Genomic DNA, 21,817 nt, shown 5'->3' on the forward strand with positions numbered 1-21,817 from the left:
GTTTTTAGTTGGAAAATTATTACATAAAAACCATAATTAATAAATTTTTATTAAGTTAAAATTAACTAATATCTTAAATATTTTTCTATTCTTCGATTTTTTCAAGAGTATTAAAATATTTCTCTTCTAAAATAGTCAATAAATCTTGTTTTTCTTTTAATTCTTCATAAAGCTTGTTAATTCCAAATTTTTGATAAAGCTCAGGATCTGATAAAGAAATTTTTAAATTTTTTATCTCTTCTTCTAGCTTGTGAATTTTATCAGGATAGGAAGTTAAAATTTCATTTTCTTTATAGCTTAGTTTCTTAGTCGATTTTTCTTTTGTTTTTACGCTTGTTGTGGTATTTATTTCTAAGCTTTTAGAAAATTCTTCAAAGTCCTTATATTCTTTTTCATTTTCTAAATACTCACTATAAGAAAGAACTTCTATATTAATATTTGCATTATCTTCAAAAGCATAAAGTTTAGTTGCTATTTTATCAACAAAATATCTATCATGTGATACAAGCAAAATCGCACCTTCAAAAGAAAGTAAATATTCTTCTAAGATATTAATTGTAGCTATGTCTAAATCATTTGTTGGTTCATCTAAGATTAACACATCATATTCTTTAGTAAAAAGCAAGGCTAGAGCAACTCTGTTTTTTTCACCCCCACTTAAAACACTCACACTTTGCTCTAAAAATTCTTTCGGAAATAAAAACTGTTTTAAATACCCATAAACATGCATATTTTTACCACGTACTTGAATATGATCACCACCATTTGGACAAAAAATTTCTAAAAGTTTTTTATCAGTATTGAGTAAGCTCCTGCTTTGATCAAAATAGCCTATTTTAACTTCGCCTCTTTTAATCTCCCCGCTATCAAGCGGAATTTGATCAAGTAAAATCTTTAAAAAAGTAGATTTCCCACAGCCATTTTTACCTACTATGGCTATGCGTTCACCTTGTAAAATTCGTACATTAAAGTCTTTAAAAAGTATCTTGTCTGCTATGGATTTTGAGATATTTTTAAGTTCAAAAAGCATTTTTTTGCGGTTTTGACTTTGAGTTTGATTGAAATTTTTGCTTGCTCTTTTGATTTCAAGTTGTAAGCGTTTGATAGCTCCTGGGTTTTTCTTAGCTTCTTCGCGCATTTTAAAAATGCGTTCTTTGCGTCCTTCGTTGCGTTTAAGTCTAGCTTTAACTCCTCTTCTTAGCCATTCTTCCTCGCTTTTTAGTTGCTTAAGTAAGGTTTCATGGCTTTTAGCTAAGGAAGCTAAAATAGCTGCTTTTTTTTCTAGATATTGTGTATATCCGCCCTCAAAAATGCTTAATTTTCCTGCTTCTATTTCTATGCATTTTTGTGCTATTGCATCGATAAAATACCTATCATGAGAGATGAAAATAACGCACATTTTAGTAGCTTTTAATCTTTCTTCTAAAAAGCTACTCATATATACATCCAAATGGTTGGTTGGCTCATCAAGCAATAATATATCAGGATTTTTAAGCAAAAGCGTGCAAAGTCCTACGCGTCTTATCTCGCCACCACTTAAAGAGCAAAGTGTTCTGTCTTTGTATTCTAGTAGTTTAAATTCTTCTAGTATTCTTTGTATTTTCTGGTCTAAATTCCACGCGTCTTTTGAATCTATAAATAAACTTAATTCATCTACTTTTTTTAAATATTCTTTGTTTTCTGGATCAAGAGCTAGTTTTTCATTGTAGTTTTCAAATTCTTTTAAGGCTTGATAAATTTCTTCAAGTTCTTTTTTTATGGCTTCGTTTACGCTTAAAGTGCTTTCAAAGCTTACTTGTTGGCTTAGCATACCTATACTAGTATTGTTTTGTCTAATGACTCTACCACTATCTAGTTTTAAAGTTCCCATAAGAGCTTTTAAAAAGCTTGATTTTCCTTCACCATTTTTACCTATAATGGCGATTTTTTCTCCTAAATTTGCACTAAAATTTGCATTTTCTAAAACTATTTTTGTATTAAATTTTTTGTTTGCATCAATTAAATCTATTAAAGCCAAATTTCTTTCCCAAAATGTTTTTTTGCGATTTTACTTTAAAAAGTATTAATTTTGCTTAAATAAAATTACACTATGAGAGTGTTTGTTTTTTTTACTTTACTAGTTTTATTTTTTGCTTTGGCAAATTGGTATATTTATAAAAGATTTCTAAGTAGAATTGTTTTTTTAAAACCTTATAAGAAGTTTGTATTAGTTTTTATTTTAATGGTTTTTGTATGCGAGTTGATTTTTTTTATAAATATGCGTGGAGATTTTTTACATGAAAAGCTTTATTATATTTTAGCTATTTTTCCTACTATTACCTGCTTTTTTTTGCTTTTTGGATTAGTGTTTGAAATTGGTTCTTGGGTTTTTTTTAATGAAAATAGAAAAGAACAAATTTTTAGTACTCAAAGAAGAAAATTTTTAAAATTAATTTTTGATTCTTGGCTTATTGTACTTAGTGTTAGTATGGTGTTTAAGGGTTTTGTAAATGCTATTAGTACGCCTAGGGTTAATGAAGTAGATATTAAAATCAAAAATTTAAAAGAAGATTTAAACATAGCCTTGCTTTCTGATATACATTTGGGTAAAAATCTAGGAGAAGATTTTTTAAAAACCTTAATTGATGAGGTGAATGCTTTAAATGTTGATATGGTTATTATAGCTGGAGATTTAATCGATGCAGATATTGCTAGTATGTCTTATATTAATTTATTAGAGAATTTTAAATCAAAATACGGCACTTATTATGTTTATGGAAATCATGAGTATTATAATGATATAAATACGATAGGTAAAAAGCTAAAAACGCTTAAAAATTTTAAAGTTTTAGAAGATGAAAGTGTGGATTTTGGAGATTTTACTTTAAGTGGGACTTTAGATTTAAGTGCAAAGCGTTTGGGTTTTAAAGAAAGTAGTATAGAAAAAATCAAAGCTCAAATCAACCAAAAAAAGGTCAATATTTTAATCACACATCAGCCAAAGTATGTAAAAACTTATGATGTAAGTGGGTTTGATTTGATTTTATCAGGACATACTCATGCAGGGCAAATTTTCCCTTTTTCTTTGTTGGTATATTTAGAGCAAGGTTTTGTGTATGGACTTTATAAATTAAACAAAGAAAGTTTACTTTATGTAAGTAGCGGAGCTGGGTTTTGGGGGCCTGCTGTGAGATTTTTAGCTCCTAGTGAGATAGCTTTGATTAGATTAAAAGGAGAATAAATGGGGTTTAGTAATAGTGCTTCAAAAATGTTTGGAATTATAGCAAAGTATAAATTTCCAAAAATCATACAAAAAAATATCAATAAAGCCTATGTTAATGCTTTTAATATCAATATGAGTGAATTTAAGCCTTTAGAAGAGTATGAGAGCTTAAATGCTTTATTTACAAGAAGTTTATTAAATGAGCGAGAATTAGAAGATGGATTTACAAGCCCAAGTGATGGTAAAATTTTAGAACTTGGAAGTAGTTTTCAAAATGACTTAAAAGAAAATTTAGCTTTTAGTATTAAAGGTTCAAGTTATAGTATAGAAGAGCTTTTAAAAAATTCAGCTAGCAAAGAAGAATTAGAAAATGGTATAGATTATGCAAACATTTATTTATCTCCAAAAGATTATCATCATTATCATGCACCTTGTAATATGCAAATTTTAAGCGCTACTTATATGAGTGGGGCTTTATTTAGTGTGAGTGAGGCAAAACTTGCAAAGATTATAAATCTTTATACTAAAAATGAAAGAGTAGTCTTAAAGTGCTTAGTAGATGGAAAATTTATACTTTGGATGGTATTTGTGGGTGCGCTAAATGTAGGCAAAATGCATTTTGTATTTGATACTAGCATACAAACTAATGCTGCAAATTTTGATTTTACTCATACTTATGAAGATCTTTTTGTAAAAAAAGGTCAAAGGCTTGGAAATTTTGAATTAGGTTCAACTATAGTTTTAATCACTCAAAAAGGATTTTTAAAATTTATTAAAAATGCTTATGAAAAAGTTGAATTTTCTAAGAAGATTGCGGACTTTGCTTAGCTTCATCCTCATTGGCAACTTTATATAAAAAGGCAAAAATTTCAGCTACCGCTTTATACATATTAGGTGGGATTTCATCGCCTAGATCAAGTTTGCTAAGCACTTCTACTAAGTCTTTATCTTCTTTTATGGGTATACCGTTCTCTTTAGCTAAAGAGATGATTTTAGTAGCGTTTTCACCTTTAGCATTAGCTAGGATTTTTGGTGCATTTTGATCTTCTTTGTTATAGCCTAGTGCAACGGCTTTTTTTGTTTTTTTAGCCATTTTTAAGCCCTTGTATCAAAACCCATGTTAAAGTCATTGTATTCTTCTTGATTTTGAAATTTACTTTTAACTATATCGCTAATGAAAAAATTAGAGCTCAAAAGTCCTACTTTTACCAAAGCCTTTTTTAGCTCATGCACTCTTTCGTAGAGTTTTTTTCTAAAATTAGCATTTTCTATCATCATATTTATATCGATGTATTTATCATTACTTAACGATAAAAATACATTGATTTTTCCTAGTTTTTCAAATTCAAGATTAATTTGTGCGTAAAATTTATCTTTCTTGCCACGTTTAAAAACTACATTGGATTTTTCCAAATCATCCCAAAAAAATGGTAGAAAAGTATGAATGCTATTATTAGCTAAAGATAAAAGTTGATTAAATTCAAGTTGAGCTATGAGACGATTTGTTTGATTTAATATGCTTTCATTGTCTAAATTTTTAGCTAGATTAGAAACTTGCAAAAGAGTTGATTTGATATCTTTTTGTAATTCTGAAGAGATTTCTGTGGTATCTTTTGGGGTAATTTTTCCAAGATCTTTTATAGAAAGCTCTAGTTTTTTTTCTATGTTTTTTACATCATCTAAAGAATTTTTTGCTTCATAGTTTTTAGGATCTAAAGCTTTTAAAACTTCATTGAGCTTTCTTCCTATTAGACCTAATTCTTTGTTAAGGTTATTTAAAATTTCTTCTTGTAAATTTTGGCTAAAGTTAAGATTTTTACTTACATTTTGTTTAAAAATATCTTCTAGTAAAATTTTGCCTGAAGTGCTTTTAAAAATATCTTCTAGTTTAGCGTTGTTTGTTTGTAAATTTTGGTTTTTATTTATCTCTTCAGTATTTTTTTGCGGTGCTTTTGATTCTTCTTTAGGATTTTCTTTGATATCTTTGTTTTGTGGTATTTTTTCTTCTTTTGCATTTTGAATTTCTTTATCTTTTGATAAATTTTCTTTAATTTCTTTGCTTTGAGGCAAATTTTCTTGCTTGTATTGAATTTCTTTTTCTTCTTTGGTGTTTTTTTGTGGTATTTTTGGATCTTTTGATTCTTCTTTAGGATTTTCTTTGATATCTTTGTTTTGGATTGTTTTATCTGAAAATTCCTGCTTTATTTCATTTTTGTTTTCAGGGGTTTTTATATCTTTTAAAAGTATTATAAGATTTTTTATATTTTGACTAAGCTCTTTAAGTGTATGTGTGTTTTGAATTTTTATATTTTCAGGTTTAGCTAGTTCTTTGTTGATGAGAGTTAAATTTTTGTTAAGGTTTTTGATGAAATTATTGGCAATATTTTGTAATTTTTCTTGACTAATGGAGCTTGGATTTTTATTGATATAGTTTTTGAAATTTTCAATTTTGTCAAATAATTTAAAAAGTGTTTTATAGTTTGTATTTTCTAAAGAAGCTTTATTGTTTTTTTTGTGGTTTTGTAAAACATAAATAAGTTCTTTTAAAGTATTTGTAGTATCAAGGTTTTTAAGATCTAAATTACTTATATCGCGTTTTAAATTTTCACTAGTAGCACCTTTTATAGTATTTAAAAGGTTAAAAAAGCTTTGTGGTAAATTTTGCTCTTTTAAAGAATAATTGAGTTTTGCTTCTAAAAATACACCTGAATTTTTTACTAAAGATGAAAGGTTTTTATTGTTAATGTCTTTGGCAGGTTTAACTAGATCTTCTAAATTTTTAAGCAGTTTTTCAAATTCAGGATTTTTAGAAAGCTCTGTTTGAAGTTTTTTAATTTCATTGGCAAAATTGGGTGCAAAATTTAAATCTTTGTGATTTTTTAATACTGCTAAATCAGGGTCTTTGTTGATTTTGATTTGATCTAGGAGTTTGTTTAATAATTCTTGTAGTTTTTGGTCGATTTTGCTAACATAGTCTTTGGGTAGTTTAACTTCAGGATTATTTTTAGAAAATAAAGGATTTTTTAAAGCTTCATTCAGTGAATTTTTTTTATCTGATTTTTCACTTTTGTTTTCTTTATTTGTTTCGTTTTTTGCAAATTGATTTTGGTTGTTAGAAATATTAGTTATCATCTAGCATTACCATATTACCTGGTTTTCTTTTGAATTTGGTTAGATTTTTAAATTTTGGTTTATCTATAGCAAAAAGGATTAGAATGGTTAATAAAACGATGTAAAAATACATAAATCCATTGCCTTCAAAATAATACATCAAAATTCCAAGTATAGCAGGTGCAAATAAAGCACCAAAAGAATAGGTAAAAAGAACAGCTCTACCAAGCTCAACTCTTTTGCTAGAATCATCAAGCATATCATTTGCTCTAGCTAGAGAAAGAGCATACAAACAACACATTCCCATACCTAGTAAAAAGCCAAAAAAGTATTTTAAATAAATATTATAGCTTAGCAATAAAATACAAAGCATAGCACTTAAGGCTGTAAAAGCACATAAAATAATAGCAAATTTGCGACTGATTTTATCAGAAAGAGTTCCGATAAAAAGTTGAGATATAAATCCTCCCAACATGGTACAAAAAATAAAAAACGAAGCTTCTTTTGCACCAAATCCTTGTATAATTATAAACAAAGAAGCCATAGAAAAAAAGCCATTTAAAAGCATGCCTGCTATAAAACTCGTAACTAAAGCTAAAGGCACTATATCAAAAACTTTAGGAATGGAAATTTTGGTTTTTTGTGGTAAAACTGGTTCTTTAATACGGATTAAAAATAAAGGAATAGAAGCAAACATAATAAAACTAGCGCTTAAAATAAACACTGTGTTGCTTGGGAAATCAAATGACATAAGTAAAATTCCAAAGCCTGATGATGAATAAAATACTACTTCATAAAAGGCTATTACTCTTGAGCGAATGGCATTTTTGGCTTTTTCGTTTAGCCATGATTCTATAACCATTAAAAGTGCATAATAACAAAAACCTAGTAAAAATCTCAAGATCATCCAAAAATAAAGATTAAAATTTATACTATGAAGCATAGTAGCAATACCAAAAATAATAGCAAAAATTCCAAAAGATCTTATATGTCCTACCTTAGAGACTATTCTATGGGCACTAATAGTGCTTACCATGGCTCCAAGAAAATAACAACTTCCTATTACTCCTATGTAGAAATTACTAACATCATTGTGTTTTAAAATAATAGCTATAGAATTCACCGTTAAAGCACTTCCTATAAAAACAAAAATCATACCAAAAAACAATGCAGTTAGTGATCTAATCGTTCTTTTTGAGCTTAACATTTTCTTATTAAAAAATTATATATTAATACCGCTATGGGTGTGACAAACATTGCACAAAACAAGGCAAAAATACTCATTATACCTTGAAACTCTAAAAATAAAAAACCTGCTACTAAAAACACATAAGCAAAAATTTTAAATAAAGAAAAAAATACCAATGCATTTTTAAAAATACTTTTAATTTTTGGTTTAAAATCGTCATTTATATAAATAAATTTTATAATTTTTGGCAAAGAATATTGTTTTTTGGCAAAAATCTGCAAAGGTCTTTGTGTAAAATCATAGTTTTTAGTTGCTTTAAAAATAAAATTTTTATAATTTATAAAAGAAATTAAAATGATTAAATTTTGAGCCAAAAAGCCAAATTCAAAACTTATAAAGTTTTTTAAATTTAACCCTTTATAGAAAAAAACTCCTGCTAGGAAAAACAAATTTAATCCTAGTAAGAGTTTTAATAAAATTTTAGGCTTTAGGATCATTTTTTAAATCTTTATAGCGATTTTCTTCTTTAAATTCTTCATAGCTTTTTACTTGAGCTTTGTAAGCTTTATAGACATTTAAAATCGCTGCAGCCACTCCTATGAATACTCCTATCCAAAAAAGCCAAGCTATGCCAGTTAAATTTTTTAAAAAATAGCCTATACCAACTCCAATTAAAACAGCTATAACCATAGATATACCAAGGCTTAATCCATCTGCAGCCTCTATACCCTTGCGGATAATTTTTTGTCTTTTATTCATAGGGCTTTGAAACTTTCTTGTGCTGCTTGTATGGTTTTATCAATGATTTTTTTATCCATACATTCACATATAAAACCTGTTTCAAATTGAGATGGTGCTAGATACACACCTTTACTTAGCATTTGTGCATGAAATTTGGCAAATAATTTAGTATCTGATTTTAGAGCATCTTGATAATTATTAACAGGGTTTTCGCAAAAGAAAAATCCAAACATAGAGCCAATACAATTAACTTGCAAAGGGATGTTACAATCATTTGCAGCTTCTTTAAAACCTTGAGTAAGTCTTTTGCCTAGTTTTTCTAATTTTTCATACAAGCCTTCATAATTTTTTGCTTTTTTTAAGCTCGCATAGCCTGCAGCCATGGCAAGAGGGTTGCCGCTTAGTGTTCCTGCTTGATATACTCCACCCAAAGGACTTAATAAATCCATAATTTCAGCTTTTGCTGCAAAAGCTGCCGCAGGTATGCCTCCGCCTATAACTTTACCAAAGGTTACTATATCAGCTTTTATATTATTGATTCCAAAAGAACCTAAATATGAAGCTCTAAAGCCGCTCATAACTTCATCAAAAATCAAAAGAATTTGATGTTCATCACATAATCTTCTTAGTTCTTGTAAAAATTCTATTTTAGCAGGTACTAAGCCCATATTTCCAGCAATTGGCTCTATGATAATACAAGCTATATTATCATTATTTGTAACTAAATTTTTTACACTGTCAATATCATTATAAATAGCCACTAAAGTATTTTTGGCTACATCTGTTAAAACCCCTAAAGAACTTGGGGTGTTAAAAGTAGCTGCACCACTTCCTGCACTGACCAACAAAGAATCAGAATGTCCATGATAACATCCTTCAAATTTAATGATTTTGTCTTTTTTACTAAACCCTCTTGCAAGGCGAATAGCACTCATAGTAGCTTCAGTGCCACTACTTACAAAACGTATTTTGTCTAAATGAGGCCAATCTTTTAGGATAAATTTAGCTAACTTAGTTTCAGCTAGGGTTGGTGCGCCAAAACTTGAACCATGCTCTAAAGCTTTCTTGCAAGCTTTTTCAATATCCTCATCACAATGTCCAAAAAGTAAAGGTCCCCAGCTTTGCACATAGTCTATATAAGTATTTTCTTCTATATCGCTAATATAAGCACCTTTCCCCTGTTTGATAAACAATGGATTGCTACCTACACTTGCAAAAGCACGCACAGGAGAATCTACTCCGCCTGCTATGTATCCACAAGCTTCTTCAAAGGCTTTTTTGTTGTTTTTCATTTTTTACTCCTTTTGCTATTAGTAATATAATCGTAAAGTGATTTCATCTCATCTTCTGTTAATGAGTAAGTTGGCATAATGCTTTTTGCCTCTTGGGGTTGGCTTAAAATTTCTCTAAAACGTGTATAGGAGGTGTTTTTAATACTTGGTACAATAAAAGGAAATTTTTCTCCATTTTTAGTATAGTATCCAAGTGTTTGTTGACTTCCATCGCCATGGCATTTAGCACAACTTATACCTCTTGGATTTTTGTAAAGGGATTCTTGGTATTCTTTAGGTGAGATAAAATCTTCAGCCCAAATACCATAAACTATAAAAAATAAAAATAAAATAATTTTCATCTACTGCCTTTAACAAAAAAAGAAGTTTTATTATGATACAATTTTTTAAGTTAAAGAAAGCTATAAATTTTTAAGGAAAGAAATGATACTTTTAGATGGTAAAAAGTTAAGTGATGAGATTAAAAATAATCTAAAACAAGAAGTATTAGAACTTAAAATCAAAAGTATAGAGCCTTGCTTGGCTGTGATTTTGGTTGGCGAAGATCCTGCTAGCACTACTTATGTGAGCTCTAAAGCAAAGGCTTGTGAGCAGTGTGGAATTAAGTCTTTAGTTTATAAACTTGATGTAAACACAACTCAAAATGAGCTTTTGGCTTTGATTAATACTTTAAATCATGATGATAGTGTAGATGGAATTTTAGTTCAGCTTCCATTGCCAATACATATCAATAAAGATATAATCTTAGAAAACATTAATTTTAATAAAGATGTAGATGGTTTCCATCCATTCAATGTTGGGAATTTGAATCTTAATTTAAAAGGTGGCTTTTTACCATGTACGCCTTTAGGGGTTATGAAAATTTTAGAGCATTATAATATAAAATTACAAGGTGCTGATGTAGTTGTAATAGGAGCTTCTAATATAGTAGGCCGTCCTATGGCCACGCTTTTACTAAATGCTAATGCTAGTGTAAGTGTTTGTCATATTTATACAAAAGATTTAAAAGCTTATACAAAAAATGCTGATATTATCATCGTAGCAGCAGGTTGTCCAAATCTTTTAAAAGAAGATATGGTTAAAGAAGGTGCGATAGTAGTTGATGTAGGGATTAATAGAGTTGATGGAAAAATAGTAGGTGATGTTGATTTTGAAAATGTTAGTAAAAAAGCTAGCTATATTACTCCGGTACCAGGTGGAGTAGGGCCTATGACTATAGCAATGCTTTTGGAAAATACTATCAAATCAGCTAAAAATAGGATTAAAAAATGAATTTTTTGAAAAAAATTTATAAATTCACGCAATCTTGGACAGGAACTTTAATAGTTGTTTTGTTGATTATATTTTTCTTTATACAAGCTTTTACTATACCAAGTGGTTCTATGAAAAATACTTTACTAGTAGGCGATTTTCTATTTGTAAAAAAATTTTCTTATGGTGTTCCAACACCACACATTCCTTGGGTTGAAATTCCTGTTTTACCTGATTTTAATAAAAATGGACATTTAATTAGTGGAGAAGGTCCAAAAAGAGGAGATATTGTAGTATTTAGATATCCACATGAACCAAAAATTCATTATGTAAAAAGATGTGTGGCTAAAGGTGGTGATGAAATAGTTTTTGCAAATAAAACTTTATATGTGCGTATGATTGAGGGCGATGAATATATGAAAGATTACTACCCTAATAAAACAAAAATTATAGGCGGAAGACTTTTTGTAAAAGAGCCTTTTATTGAAAAAGGAATACATTATGATTCTAGAGTGGATATAGAAAGTGTGTTTTTCCGCTATTTAAATTTGGGTCAATTTGCTATGAAACCTGCTTCTTTTGATGAATTGGGTGCTAATAATATTTATGGTTTTAATGCTTATTATTATAAAGTACCTGAAAATGAGTATTTTATGATGGGTGATAATCGTGATCATTCTAGTGATAGTAGATTTTGGGGAAGTGTGGATTATAAATATATAGTTGGACAGCCATGGTTTATTTATTTTTCATGGGATGAAAACAAAAAAGTCAGATGGGAAAGAGTAGGGCGTTTGGTTGAAACTATAGAAAAAGATGAGCGTTTTATTCATCATAATGAAAGCGATATAGAAGCTTTAGAATAATTACTCAAAGAAACAATATAAAATATTTTATGTGTAGAAAATGTATACTTTCTACACAAATTCATAAAAATATATATTCTTATTTTTATTCGTAGATTTTTTTAAGCTCCAAGTTGTAACAATTAATGTAAATAAAAACCAAAGTAAAATAAAGGATAAAAAATGCTAAGTCAAAGATCTCAAAATTTAGGAGAATCCTTAACTTTAGTAATGACTGATATAGCCAAAACTTTAAAAGCAAATGGTGAGAAAGTCATTGGTTTTTCAGCAGGTGAGCCTGATTTTGATACTCCAAAGGTGATTAAAGAAGCTGCGATTAGTGCTATTGAAAAAGGTTGTGGGGCTTATACTCCAGTTGTGGGTATAAAAGAAGTTATAGAGGCTATACAATATAAATTCGAAAAAGACAATAATCTTAATTATAAAACAAATGAGATTATTACCAATGTAGGTGCCAAACACTCTTTGTTTTTGGCGATTGAATGTTTGATTGAAGAAGATGATGAGGTTATTATACCAAGTCCATATTGGGTAAGCTATCCCGAAATGGTAAAATTTGCAGGTGGAACTCCAGTTTTTATAGAGGGTGAAGCAAAAAATGGTTTTAAAATAACTCCTGAGCAATTAAAGCAAGCTATCACTCCAAAAACAAAGGTTTTGATGTTTAATTCCCCATCAAATCCTACGGGTGCTATATATTCTAAAGAAGAAATTACTGCTTTAGCTAAGGTTTTAGAGGGAACTAAAATTGTAGTTTTAAGTGATGAAATTTATGAAAAATTAGTATACGATGGTGAATTTTGTGCTTTTGCACAAGTTAGTGAAGATGCTTTAAATAGAACTGTAAGTATTAATGGTCTTAGTAAATGTGGTGCTATGCCAGGATGGCGTTTTGGTTATATGGCAAGTAAAATGAGTGAGTTTAACAATGCTGTTAAAAAATTACAAGGCCAAAGCACTTCTAATATATGCTCTATCATTCAACATGCTGCCCTACCAGCTTTACTTGGAAAAGCAGATGGTGATATTGAAATGATGAGACAAGCGTTTTTAAAACGTAGAGATATAGCGTGTGAGATTTTATCTAAAAGTGAGAAATTAAAATTAGAGCAAATTCCTCAAGGAGCTTTTTATTTATTTATCTCTTGTAAAGAAATTGATAATGATTCTATGAGATTTTGCAAAAGATTATTAGAAGAGCAAAAAGTAGCTTTAGTACCGGGCATAGGTTTTGGCATGGAAGGGTATTTTAGACTTTCTTATGCAACTAATGAAAAAGACATCACTGAAGGTTGTGAAAAAATTGTTGAATTTGTAAAAAACTACTGATTTTTTAAGCCTGTTAAAACAGGCTTTCTTTCAAAAAAACTTATAAGCAAGTCTTTGGTATGATTATGCAAAAAATATAGGAAAATCAATGGAATTTGAAGTTCAATATAAAAGTGCAAATGCTAGAGCTTGTCGTATAAAAACTACACATAGTGAAATTTTAACTCCCATTTTTATGCCAGTTGGAACTTTGGCTGTGATTAAAAGCTTAGATGCTATTGATATGAGTGAGATTTTAAATGCAAAAATTATTTTAGCAAATACTTATCATTTGTATTTAAGACCAGGATCTAAGGTGATTAAACAAATGGGTGGCTTGCATGGTTTTAGTAAATTTAATGGGTCTTTTTTAACAGATAGTGGAGGCTTTCAAGCTTTTTCTTTAAGTAAAAATTCAAAACCTGATGAAAAAGGAATTCAATTTAAAAGTCATATTGATGGAAGTTTGCATTATTTTACTCCACAAAGTGTTTTAGATGCACAATATGATTTTAACTCAGATATTATGATGATTTTAGATGATTTAGTAGCCTTACCTGCAAGTAAAGAAAGGATAGAACTTTCTTTAAAACGCACTATAAAATGGGCAAAAGAAGCTATTGATTATCATAAATTAAAGCAAAGTCAAGGTGTGGGAATAGGGCAAAATATCTTTGGCATTATCCAAGGTGGTACTGATTTTGAAGCCAGAAAAATTTGTTCTCAAGCACTTTGTGAGATGGATTTTGATGGTCTTGCTATAGGTGGTTTGAGTGTAGGAGAGGAAAATGAGGTTATGTATGATACGGTTGAAGCTATGATGCCTTATGTAGATAACAATCGTCCTAGATATTTAATGGGAGTTGGCACACCTGAAGATTTAGTAGAAAATGTGGCAAGAGGTGTGGATATGTTTGATTGTGTGATGCCAACAAGAAACGCAAGAAATGGAACTTTGTTTACTAGTTTTGGTAAATTTAATATTAAAAAAGCAGAATTTATCACTGATCATGCCCCTATAGATAATAAATGTTCTTGTTATACATGTAAAAACTTTTCAAGAGCTTATTTGAATCATTTATTTAAAGCTAAAGAATTAACCTTTTTTAGACTTGCAAGTATTCATAATTTGCATTACTATCTAAATTTGGTAAAGCAAATGCGTGAAGCTATTATCAAAGATGAATTTGAAAATTTTAGAAAAGAATTTTATAGGCAACGAATATGCTAAATGATACTTTAAAGCAAATTATAAATAATATTAACATATCAAATGCTTATTATGAATTTGATGAATTTGACATTTTTATGTTGGATGTTGCCAAAAAGTCTAGAAATATTTTTGTCTTTAAAGATAGTCAAATTTTTGAATACAAAGATGAAAAATTAATTTTATTTTCTAATGCAGAATTTATAGCTATATTAAAAGAGATTTTGCAAAATGAAAAAGAAAAAAATAACACTATTAATCTTTCTATAGAAAAAAGAGAAGAGCTAATTTTAGAGCATAAAAAAGTAAAAAATTTCTTAACTAAGTATTTCGTATTAAAAGTTAAGCTTGGTAAAAGTTCTAAAATTGTTTCTTCTGTACTTGAGGCTTGTAGAATTTGTCATAGCAGGCAACATTTTATAAAGAAAAATTTAAAAACAGTTATTCTAAATTTAGCAATTTTAGAAAGAAATATTAAAGATAATATCGTAAGACTAGAAGGAATATATACTTATATTAATACTGCAAGAAGTGAGAAAATTAATAAAAATATTTATTTTTTAAGTATTATTTCTGCTATTTTTTTGCCTTTGAATTTAATTGTTGGTTTTTTTGGAATGAATACTAAAAATTTATTTTTATCTGAGAATGAATATGGAACTTATTATATTTTGACTACAATTTTAGTTATATTTTTTATTTTATTTTTATGGTATCAATTTAAAGATAAAAAAGAACTAGATTTAGATGAATTTTCTGCAAAAAAGAAATGAAGTAGTGGTACGCCCAAGAGGATTCGAACCTCTGACCTTTTGAACCGCAATCAAATGCTCTATCCAGCTGAGCTATGGGCGCACAAATAGAAGGGTAATTTTATCAAAAAAACCTTAAAATTAGCAAAAATAAATAATTTTATAGAATTTTTATATTTTTATGCTAATCTTCTTTTATATATTTTAGCTTAAGGCAAAGTGATGATACATAAGATTTTAATAGCCAATAGAGGTGAGATTGCAGTAAGGGTGATTCGTGCTTGTAGAGACTTACATATAAAAAGCGTTGCTGTTTATACTGAGCCTGATTATGAGTGTTTGCATGTGAAAGTTGCTGATGAAGCTTATAGGATAGGAACTGATGCTATAAGAGGATATTTAGATAGTAAAAGAATAGTTGAAATCGCTAAAGCTTGTGGAGCTGATGCTATACATCCTGGATATGGTTTTCTAAGTGAAAATTATGAATTTGCAAAAGAATGTGAAGAAGCAGGGATTATCTTCATAGGACCAAAATCAGATGTTATCCGTAAAATGGGTAATAAAAATATAGCAAGATATTTAATGAAAAAAAATGGAATTCCTGTAGTTCCTGGAACTGAAAAATTAAATCATTGTACTTTGGAAGAAATTAAACTTCAAGCTTTAAAAATAGGTTATCCTGTAATTTTAAAAGCTAGCGGTGGAGGTGGCGGTAGAGGTATACGCGTTGTGCATAAAGAAGAGGATTTAGAAAAATCTTTTGAAGCTTGTAAAAGAGAAGCACTTAGTTTTTTTAAAAATGATGAAGTTTTTATGGAAAAATATGTTATCAACCCAAGACATATTGAGTTTCAAATTTTAGCAGATAATTATGGTAATATTATTCATCTTTGCGAAAGAGATTGTTCAATCCAAAGAAGGCATCAAAAAATCATTGAAATAGCACCTTGTCCAAGTATTTCAGAAAAATTAAGAAAAACCATAGGTGTTACTGCGGTAGCTGCTGCAAAGGCTGTGGGCTATACTAATGTTGGGACTGTCGAGTTTTTACTTGATGATTATAATAGATTTTATTTCATGGAGATGAATACAAGAATTCAAGTAGAACATCCAATTACTGAAGAAATCACAGGAATTGATCTTATCACAAGGCAAATTCGTATAGCAAATGGAGAAATTTTAGATCTTGAGCAAAGCGATATTAAGCCAAGAGGTTTTGCTATAGAAGCAAGGATTACAGCTGAAAATGTGTGGAAAAATTTCATTCCAAGCCCAGGTAAAATTACTGAGTATTTCCCAGCTTTAGGGCCATCTGTAAGAGTAGATAGTCATTTATATAAAGACTATACGGTGCCACCTTATTATGATTCTTTGCTTGCAAAACTAATCGTTAAAGGCTCAAGCTATGATAGTGCAGTTAATAGACTTGAGAGAGCTTTAAAAGAATTTGTGATCGATGATATTAGAACAACTGTGCCATTTTTGATTGCAATTACTAAAATAAGAGAATTTAGAAGAGGATATTTTGATACGTCTTTCATAGAAACACACATGGAAGAGCTTTTGGAAAAAACAGAAGATAGACACCAAGAAAACAAAGAAGAAGTAATTGTTGCTATAGCTGCGGCCTTGCAAAAGATAAAAGAAAGTAGGCAATCATGAGTTTTTTAGATGAATTAAAAGATATAAAAAAAACACTTCAAAAAGAACAAGGTCAAACAAAAAAAGAAAAAGCTAAAGCGAGTAAAAGTGGAGTCAGTATGAAAAATGCTGACTTGGATACTATGCAAAAAGATTTGGTTAAACAAAATGTAGAAAAAAAACAAGAGCAAGAATTTGAAGATATGTTTTTAAAAGAAGAACGTTTGGCTAATGAATTTATGGAATTTGTAAAAAATAGTGATATTAAAAAAATCTAATGAATAATATTATCGGTTTTTGTACTTTAGAAGAAGAGTGTCCTTATCTTGAAAATAGATATTGTAGAAATGAGTATAATTATATATCTTTTATCAATAAAGCACAAAATCAAGAGTTAGTTTCAAGAGGTTGGCGTCGCTTTGGTTCGTATTTTTCAAGACCAATATGTAGTGATTGTAATGAGTGTCAAAATTTGCGTATTTTGGTAGAAAATTTTCATTTTAGTAAAAGTTATCGTAGGGTTTTAAAAAAAAATATCGCAACTAAAATAATTTTACAAAAACCTTCTTTAAGTGATGAGCATTTATTGCTTTATGAAAAATATCACTATTATCAAAAAGGTAAAAAAAATTGGAAAATTTATGATTTAAATTTTAGAAAATACTATAATCTTTATGTGGATAATGCAGGTACTTTTGGATATGAGCTTGATTTTTATATAGATAATAAACTAGTTTGCGTTGATTTGATTGATATTTTAGAAGATGGAATTTCTAGTATATACTGTTTTTACGATCCTGATTTTTCACATCTAAGTCTTGGTAAATATTCACTTTTAACTGAAATTAAACTTGCACAACTAAAAAAATTAAAATATATTTATTTGGGATATTTTGTAAAAGGGTGTCAATCTTTATCGTATAAAGCCGATTATAGTCCAAATGAAATTTTAAAACACACTAGTGCTTTAAATGAGCAAGCATTTTTGTGGAGTTAATTTTTTAGAGAGGATTTTATGCAAGTAGTACAAACTTTAGAATCTGTTAGTGTTAATACTGATGATTTTTTAATGTTTAAATATTTTCAAGATCTTATCCGTAAAAATTTTTCCAAAGTTATAGGAAATAAAAATAAAACCTTATCTTTTTTTGTGGAGAACGAAATTCCTCAAAGAAGATATTTTTTAAAACTTGTTAATCATAAATACAAAAAAAACACAGGTAATCAAATTGATAATCTTGCTTTTGCACATTATAAAACTTTTAAATTGAATCTTGCTCAAGCAAACACCTTAAAACCTGTTGTTTTTGCTAAAATAGGTTTTGCTCAAAAAAATATTTTAATTACTTTAAGTTCTAATGAAAAATTATTTGCTGTGTATTTAGAGCAGTATTTTAAAGATCACAAAAGTACATATGATGAAAAAAATTATATTTTTTCTGTTGAGTATAAAGATGATAATACTCTAAATCTTTTAGAGATTTTGGCTAGCGTAAATGAGCATTTGAAATATTGTGTGGATTTTACAATTAATGAAACTCAGCTTTTGGAATTTAGAAACAAAATGAAAAACAAGGCTAATACTAGTTGGAAATTTAATGCCTTGGCCAAATTATTTGAGAATTATTTTCAAACTCTAGGATGTAATTCTAGTGATGATTTTGATACTATAAGACAAAATTATCTTAATTTGGTTAAAATTTATCATCCTGATCGCCATCAAGGTAAAAGCAAGATTGAGCAAGCTTATTGTCGCGAAGAGTTTGAAAAAATTCAACTTGCCTATGAGAGTTTAAAGTCTTTATACAAAAATAATACTTAATATTAAAATAACATCATTTTAAGTTGCAATTTATTAAAATTAGCTTTTATAAAATTCTAGGGAATAATATTGATTGCTGATAGAAAGTTGTTTTTTTTAAGTTGTATTTTGATTACCATAGGAATACTCTTTTCATATTCTTTAAGTGCTTTTACTGTGCTCTATTTGGAGTATAATGAATTTCACTTTTTCATTAGGCAACTTTTTTTTGGACTTAGTGGTATAGCTATTATTTATTTTGTATCAAGGTTAAATCCTGATAGTAAAATGGCACACTATTTAATGATAAGTGTTTTACTTGTTTCTTTTTTATTTATCCTTATTTTACCTTTTTTACCTACTTTTTTAGCTACAGCAGCAGGTGGTGCTAAAAGATGGATCAGGCTTGGTCCTTTATCTATTTCTCCTGTTGAATTTTTTAAAATAGGTTTGATTTATTTTCTTGCTTGGTCTTATACAAGAAGAATTGATGATAGTAAAAAAGCAATCAAACATGAAATTTTAATTTTAATTCCTTATTTTATTTTAGCTGCTTTTGTTATTGGTTATATTTATATGACACAAAATGACTTAGGGCAAAGTGTAATCTCTTTTTTCTTGGTTTTTGCATTAGCTTTTTTTGCTGGGGCTAGTAAAAGACTTTTTGCTTTTGGAGTGGTTATCGTAGGTATGATTGGTGTTTTGGTGATTTTAAGCAATCAAAGAAGAATTCAACGTATTTCTGCTTGGTGGGGAAATATTCAAGATGCTTTTTTACCTTTTTTTCCTGATTGGTTGGCAAACACTTTAAGAGTTAGTCATAATTCAGAACCTTATCAAATTTCGCACAGCTTAAATGCTATAGCTCATGGTGGAATTTTTGGAGAGGGTTTGGGGCTTGGAACTTTTAAATTAGGATTTTTAAGTGAAGTGCATACTGACTTTGTTTTATCAGGAATAACCGAAGAAGTGGGTTTATTGGGATTGAGTGTTATATGTTTTATTTATTTAATGGTAATACTTAGAATTTTTAGAATCGCAGGACGTTGTGAAAATAAAGTACATTTTTTATTTTGTTCAGGTGTTGCTTTGCTTTTACTATTTTCATTTTTTATGAATGCTTTCGGGATTATTTCTTTAACGCCATTAAAAGGTGTTGCTGTACCACTTTTAAGTTATGGTGGTAGTTCTATGTGGTCAATTTGCTTTGGAATAGGTTATGTTTTAATGATTAGTAAAAAGGTAAAAATATAAAAATAGCTTTTTAAATTGTAATATTATATGTAAATTATTAGTTCTATTAATTTAATATAAAATTCGACAATAATTTTATTATACTTTTTTATATTCGAAAATATAGTATATTGTTCTACCATAGATATTATGAATATTTTATAAAATTTTTATAAATAAAATTATATTATATATGATATTTATTGCTAAAATCGATAAACAGGGAATGTAAAATGAGACATTTTTTAACATTAATGGATTTTACTAAAGATGATATTTTGACTATTATTGATCATGCTATTAAACTTAAGGCAAATCCGAAAAAACTATTGCATGATAAAACTTTAGCAATGATTTTCGAAAAAAATTCTACACGTACTAGAATGGCTTTTGAACTTGCAATTACAGAGCTTGGTGGAAAAGCTATATTTTTAAATAGCAACGATTTGCAACTTGGTAGAGGTGAGCCTATTAAAGATACAGCTAGGGTTATTGGCTCTATGGTTGATTTTGTAATGATGAGAGTAAAAAACCATGATAGTTTAATAGAATTTGCAAAATATTCTAAAGCACCTGTTATTAATGGTTTGAGTGAGCTTTATCATCCAACACAGATTTTAGGAGATTTGTTAACCATTAAAGAATGGGGTAAAGAAAAAGATAATAATGTAAAAATCGCTTTTGTAGGAGATAGTAATAATGTATGTAATTCTTGGTTAATAGCTTCTGCAATTTTAGGCTATGAAATTAGCATAGCCATACCAGAAAATTATAATATCAATACTCAAGTTTGGGATTTTGCTACAAAAAAATCAGAAATTTCAGGAGCGAAAATTTCTTTATTTCACAACAAATTTGATGCTTTAAAAAATAAAGATGTGGTTATAACTGATACCTGGATCTCTATGGGAGAAGAGAAGGAAAAAGAAAATAAAATAAAAGATTTTGCTGGTTTTATTATTGATGATGATGCAATGAAACTAGCAAATAGCAACGCTATTTTACTTCATTGTTTGCCTGCATATAGAGATTTTGAAGTTAGTGAAGCGGTCTTTGAAAAACACTCAAAAATAATTTTTGAAGAAGCTGTAAATCGTCTTTATGTGGTCAAAGCTTTACTTTGTTTTTTAAATAAGAATTTATAAAATAAATACTAGTTAAATTTGCTAGTTGTTATTATCTTTTGATATTGAATAAACTTGATGACTGAGAAGTAGCTCTGAGTAGTTTATATTTGATAATGTAATTTTATTCTATTTGTTTTCTAGCTAGTATGATAAAAAATTCACTTAATATCTTAGCAAAGATGGTAAAAATATTAAAACACAGATTATAATAAAGCCTTTACAAATAAATTTTTTTTGATATAATTTCAAGCAAATTTACTAAATCAAGGAGTATCAATGAAAAAATATAGGCGTTTAAACACATTGTAACTTTTTATTTAATTTAATCTTTAGGAGATAGTAATGAAAAAAAAATTATATGTTGTTTTAGCGTTATTTAGTTTATTAATTTTAGGTGCTTGTTCGAAACAAGCTAGTAGTCAAAATGAAGTTTTAAAAGTTGGAATAGAAGCAAGCTATCCTCCGTATGAATTTATGCAGGATGGAAAACTTAGTGGATTTGATGTAGATGTCATTGAAGAGCTTTCAAAAAGAGCCAATTTTAAAATAGAGTTTGTTAATATGAGTTATGATGCACTCATTCCAGCTTTGATGGGTAAAAAAATCGATCTTATTATATCTTCTATGGGAATTACTTCTCAAAGAGCGCAAAATGTGGATTTCAGTATTTCTTATTTTAAAGATAAAAATGTATATTTAAAGCATAAAGATAGTGGTTTTTTACAAAAAGATGATTTAAAATCAAAAAACATTTGTGTGTTACTGGGTTCTATTCAAGAAAACGCAGCAAAACAGATTTTAAATGCAAAAGTAGTAGCTAATGAGAGTATGTTAAATTGCTTTTTGAGTTTAGATGCTAAAAAAACTGATGCTGTAGTAACTGATAAAGCTAGTGCAATGAATTTTTTGAAACAATATCCCAATATAAATGCTTTTTATGAAGAAGATGATGGAAGTGAAGGTTTTGGTATAGCGTTTAGAAAAAATGAATTTAAAGATTTAATCTCTAAGGTTAATCAACATTTAGAAGAAATGAAAAAAGATGGTACTTTGGAAAAATTTTTAATTAAATATGACTTAAAGGATTAAA

The 21,817-nt window shown here is 28.5% G+C and carries 22 protein-coding genes and 1 tRNA gene; 14 read left to right on the forward strand and 9 right to left on the reverse strand.

Annotation, left to right across the window (positions count from 1 at the left end; genetic code table 11):
- Positions 1-85 precede the first annotated feature (85 nt).
- Positions 86-2,017 (reverse strand): ribosomal protection-like ABC-F family protein, encoded by a 1,932-nt coding sequence (gene abc-f, locus CORN_RS02985; RefSeq protein WP_066008594.1) that lies wholly within the window; start codon positions 2,015-2,017, stop codon positions 86-88.
- Between the two features lie 72 nt (positions 2,018-2,089).
- Here abc-f and CORN_RS02990 point away from each other — a divergent pair, with 72 nt between their 5' ends.
- Together CORN_RS02990 and CORN_RS02995 are read left to right on the forward strand one after the other, a co-directional pair.
- Complete coding sequence (locus CORN_RS02990) at positions 2,090-3,220, forward strand: metallophosphoesterase (RefSeq protein WP_066008593.1); 1,131 nt, start codon at positions 2,090-2,092, stop codon at positions 3,218-3,220.
- Positions 3,221-4,030: a phosphatidylserine decarboxylase gene (locus CORN_RS02995; RefSeq protein ID WP_066008592.1), complete on the forward strand. Its 810-nt coding sequence runs from the start codon at positions 3,221-3,223 to the stop codon at positions 4,028-4,030.
- Here the strand turns inward: CORN_RS02995 and CORN_RS03000 are convergent.
- Genes CORN_RS03000 through CORN_RS03030 form a run of 7 tightly spaced genes read right to left on the reverse strand, consistent with a single transcriptional unit; the run spans position 4,005 to position 9,876 of the window.
- Complete coding sequence (locus CORN_RS03000) at positions 4,005-4,295, reverse strand: FlhB-like flagellar biosynthesis protein (protein ID WP_066008591.1); 291 nt, start codon at positions 4,293-4,295, stop codon at positions 4,005-4,007. The two genes, CORN_RS02995 and CORN_RS03000, sit on opposite strands and share 26 nt — an antisense overlap.
- A 2-nt stretch (positions 4,296-4,297) precedes the next feature.
- Positions 4,298-6,334 carry a flagellar hook-length control protein FliK gene (locus tag CORN_RS03005; protein WP_066008590.1) on the reverse strand — a complete coding sequence of 679 codons (2,037 nt, stop codon included), beginning with the start codon at positions 6,332-6,334 and terminating at the stop codon, positions 4,298-4,300.
- Positions 6,324-7,520, reverse strand: a complete 1,197-nt coding sequence (locus CORN_RS03010) for an MFS transporter (RefSeq protein ID WP_066008589.1) — start codon at positions 7,518-7,520, stop codon at positions 6,324-6,326. The genes CORN_RS03005 and CORN_RS03010 overlap by 11 nt, the downstream gene beginning before the upstream one ends.
- Positions 7,514-7,999, reverse strand: coding sequence for a hypothetical protein (locus tag CORN_RS03015; RefSeq protein ID WP_066008588.1), 486 nt, complete (start codon positions 7,997-7,999; stop codon positions 7,514-7,516). The genes CORN_RS03010 and CORN_RS03015 overlap by 7 nt, the downstream gene beginning before the upstream one ends.
- Positions 7,983-8,261, reverse strand: a complete 279-nt coding sequence (locus tag CORN_RS03020; RefSeq protein ID WP_066008587.1) for an AtpZ/AtpI family protein — start codon at positions 8,259-8,261, stop codon at positions 7,983-7,985. The genes CORN_RS03015 and CORN_RS03020 overlap by 17 nt, the downstream gene beginning before the upstream one ends.
- The gene (hemL, locus tag CORN_RS03025) at positions 8,258-9,535 is read right to left on the reverse strand and encodes a glutamate-1-semialdehyde 2,1-aminomutase (RefSeq protein ID WP_066008586.1); all 1,278 of its coding nucleotides are present in this window, start codon (positions 9,533-9,535) and stop codon (positions 8,258-8,260) included. Before hemL ends, CORN_RS03020 begins: the two co-directional genes overlap by 4 nt.
- Positions 9,532-9,876 (reverse strand): hypothetical protein, encoded by a 345-nt coding sequence (locus CORN_RS03030; protein ID WP_066008585.1) that lies wholly within the window; start codon positions 9,874-9,876, stop codon positions 9,532-9,534. Before CORN_RS03030 ends, hemL begins: the two co-directional genes overlap by 4 nt.
- 82 nt (positions 9,877-9,958) lie before the next feature.
- Between CORN_RS03030 and folD the strand changes: the two genes are divergently transcribed.
- The 5 genes from folD to CORN_RS03055 all read left to right on the forward strand — a co-directional run bounded on the left by folD (position 9,959) and on the right by CORN_RS03055 (position 14,943).
- Positions 9,959-10,807, forward strand: a complete 849-nt coding sequence (gene folD, locus CORN_RS03035) for a bifunctional methylenetetrahydrofolate dehydrogenase/methenyltetrahydrofolate cyclohydrolase FolD (RefSeq protein ID WP_066008584.1) — start codon at positions 9,959-9,961, stop codon at positions 10,805-10,807.
- On the forward strand, positions 10,804-11,652 hold the full coding sequence (lepB, locus tag CORN_RS03040) for a signal peptidase I (RefSeq protein WP_066008583.1): 849 nt from the start codon (positions 10,804-10,806) through the stop codon (positions 11,650-11,652). The genes folD and lepB overlap by 4 nt, the downstream gene beginning before the upstream one ends.
- 162 nt (positions 11,653-11,814) lie before the next feature.
- Positions 11,815-12,981, forward strand: a complete 1,167-nt coding sequence (locus tag CORN_RS03045) for a pyridoxal phosphate-dependent aminotransferase (protein ID WP_066008582.1) — start codon at positions 11,815-11,817, stop codon at positions 12,979-12,981.
- An 88-nt stretch (positions 12,982-13,069) separates the two neighbouring features.
- Positions 13,070-14,191, forward strand: coding sequence for a tRNA guanosine(34) transglycosylase Tgt (gene tgt / locus CORN_RS03050; RefSeq protein WP_066008581.1), 1,122 nt, complete (start codon positions 13,070-13,072; stop codon positions 14,189-14,191).
- Positions 14,185-14,943: a CorA family divalent cation transporter gene (locus CORN_RS03055; protein ID WP_066008580.1), complete on the forward strand. Its 759-nt coding sequence runs from the start codon at positions 14,185-14,187 to the stop codon at positions 14,941-14,943. Before tgt ends, CORN_RS03055 begins: the two co-directional genes overlap by 7 nt.
- A gap of 5 nt (positions 14,944-14,948) precedes the next feature.
- Here CORN_RS03055 and CORN_RS03060 read toward each other — a convergent pair.
- Positions 14,949-15,025, reverse strand: a tRNA-Arg gene (locus tag CORN_RS03060).
- 119 nt (positions 15,026-15,144) lie between these two features.
- On the opposite strand from CORN_RS03060, the gene CORN_RS03065 reads away from it, so the two are divergent.
- From CORN_RS03065 to CORN_RS03095, 7 genes are all read left to right on the forward strand, one after another.
- Complete coding sequence (locus CORN_RS03065) at positions 15,145-16,587, forward strand: acetyl-CoA carboxylase subunit A (RefSeq protein ID WP_066008579.1); 1,443 nt, start codon at positions 15,145-15,147, stop codon at positions 16,585-16,587.
- Positions 16,584-16,844 carry a hypothetical protein gene (locus CORN_RS03070; protein ID WP_066008578.1) on the forward strand — a complete coding sequence of 87 codons (261 nt, stop codon included), beginning with the start codon at positions 16,584-16,586 and terminating at the stop codon, positions 16,842-16,844. Before CORN_RS03065 ends, CORN_RS03070 begins: the two co-directional genes overlap by 4 nt.
- Positions 16,844-17,563 (forward strand): arginyltransferase, encoded by a 720-nt coding sequence (locus CORN_RS03075; protein ID WP_066008577.1) that lies wholly within the window; start codon positions 16,844-16,846, stop codon positions 17,561-17,563. The genes CORN_RS03070 and CORN_RS03075 overlap by 1 nt, the downstream gene beginning before the upstream one ends.
- Before the next feature lie 18 nt (positions 17,564-17,581).
- A complete protein-coding gene (locus CORN_RS03080) occupies positions 17,582-18,388 on the forward strand; it encodes an adenylosuccinate lyase (RefSeq protein WP_066008576.1) in 807 nt (268 codons plus the stop codon).
- A gap of 69 nt (positions 18,389-18,457) precedes the next feature.
- Positions 18,458-19,621, forward strand: coding sequence for a putative lipid II flippase FtsW (ftsW, locus tag CORN_RS03085; protein WP_066008575.1), 1,164 nt, complete (start codon positions 18,458-18,460; stop codon positions 19,619-19,621).
- Between the two features lie 212 nt (positions 19,622-19,833).
- Positions 19,834-20,745, forward strand: coding sequence for an ornithine carbamoyltransferase (gene argF, locus CORN_RS03090; RefSeq protein WP_066008574.1), 912 nt, complete (start codon positions 19,834-19,836; stop codon positions 20,743-20,745).
- 324 nt (positions 20,746-21,069) lie between these two features.
- The gene (locus tag CORN_RS03095) at positions 21,070-21,816 is read left to right on the forward strand and encodes a transporter substrate-binding domain-containing protein (RefSeq protein ID WP_066008573.1); all 747 of its coding nucleotides are present in this window, start codon (positions 21,070-21,072) and stop codon (positions 21,814-21,816) included.
- Position 21,817: the final 1 nt, after the last annotated feature.

The organism is Campylobacter ornithocola (assembly GCF_013201605.1).
Taxonomy (GTDB): domain Bacteria; phylum Campylobacterota; class Campylobacteria; order Campylobacterales; family Campylobacteraceae; genus Campylobacter_D; species Campylobacter_D ornithocola.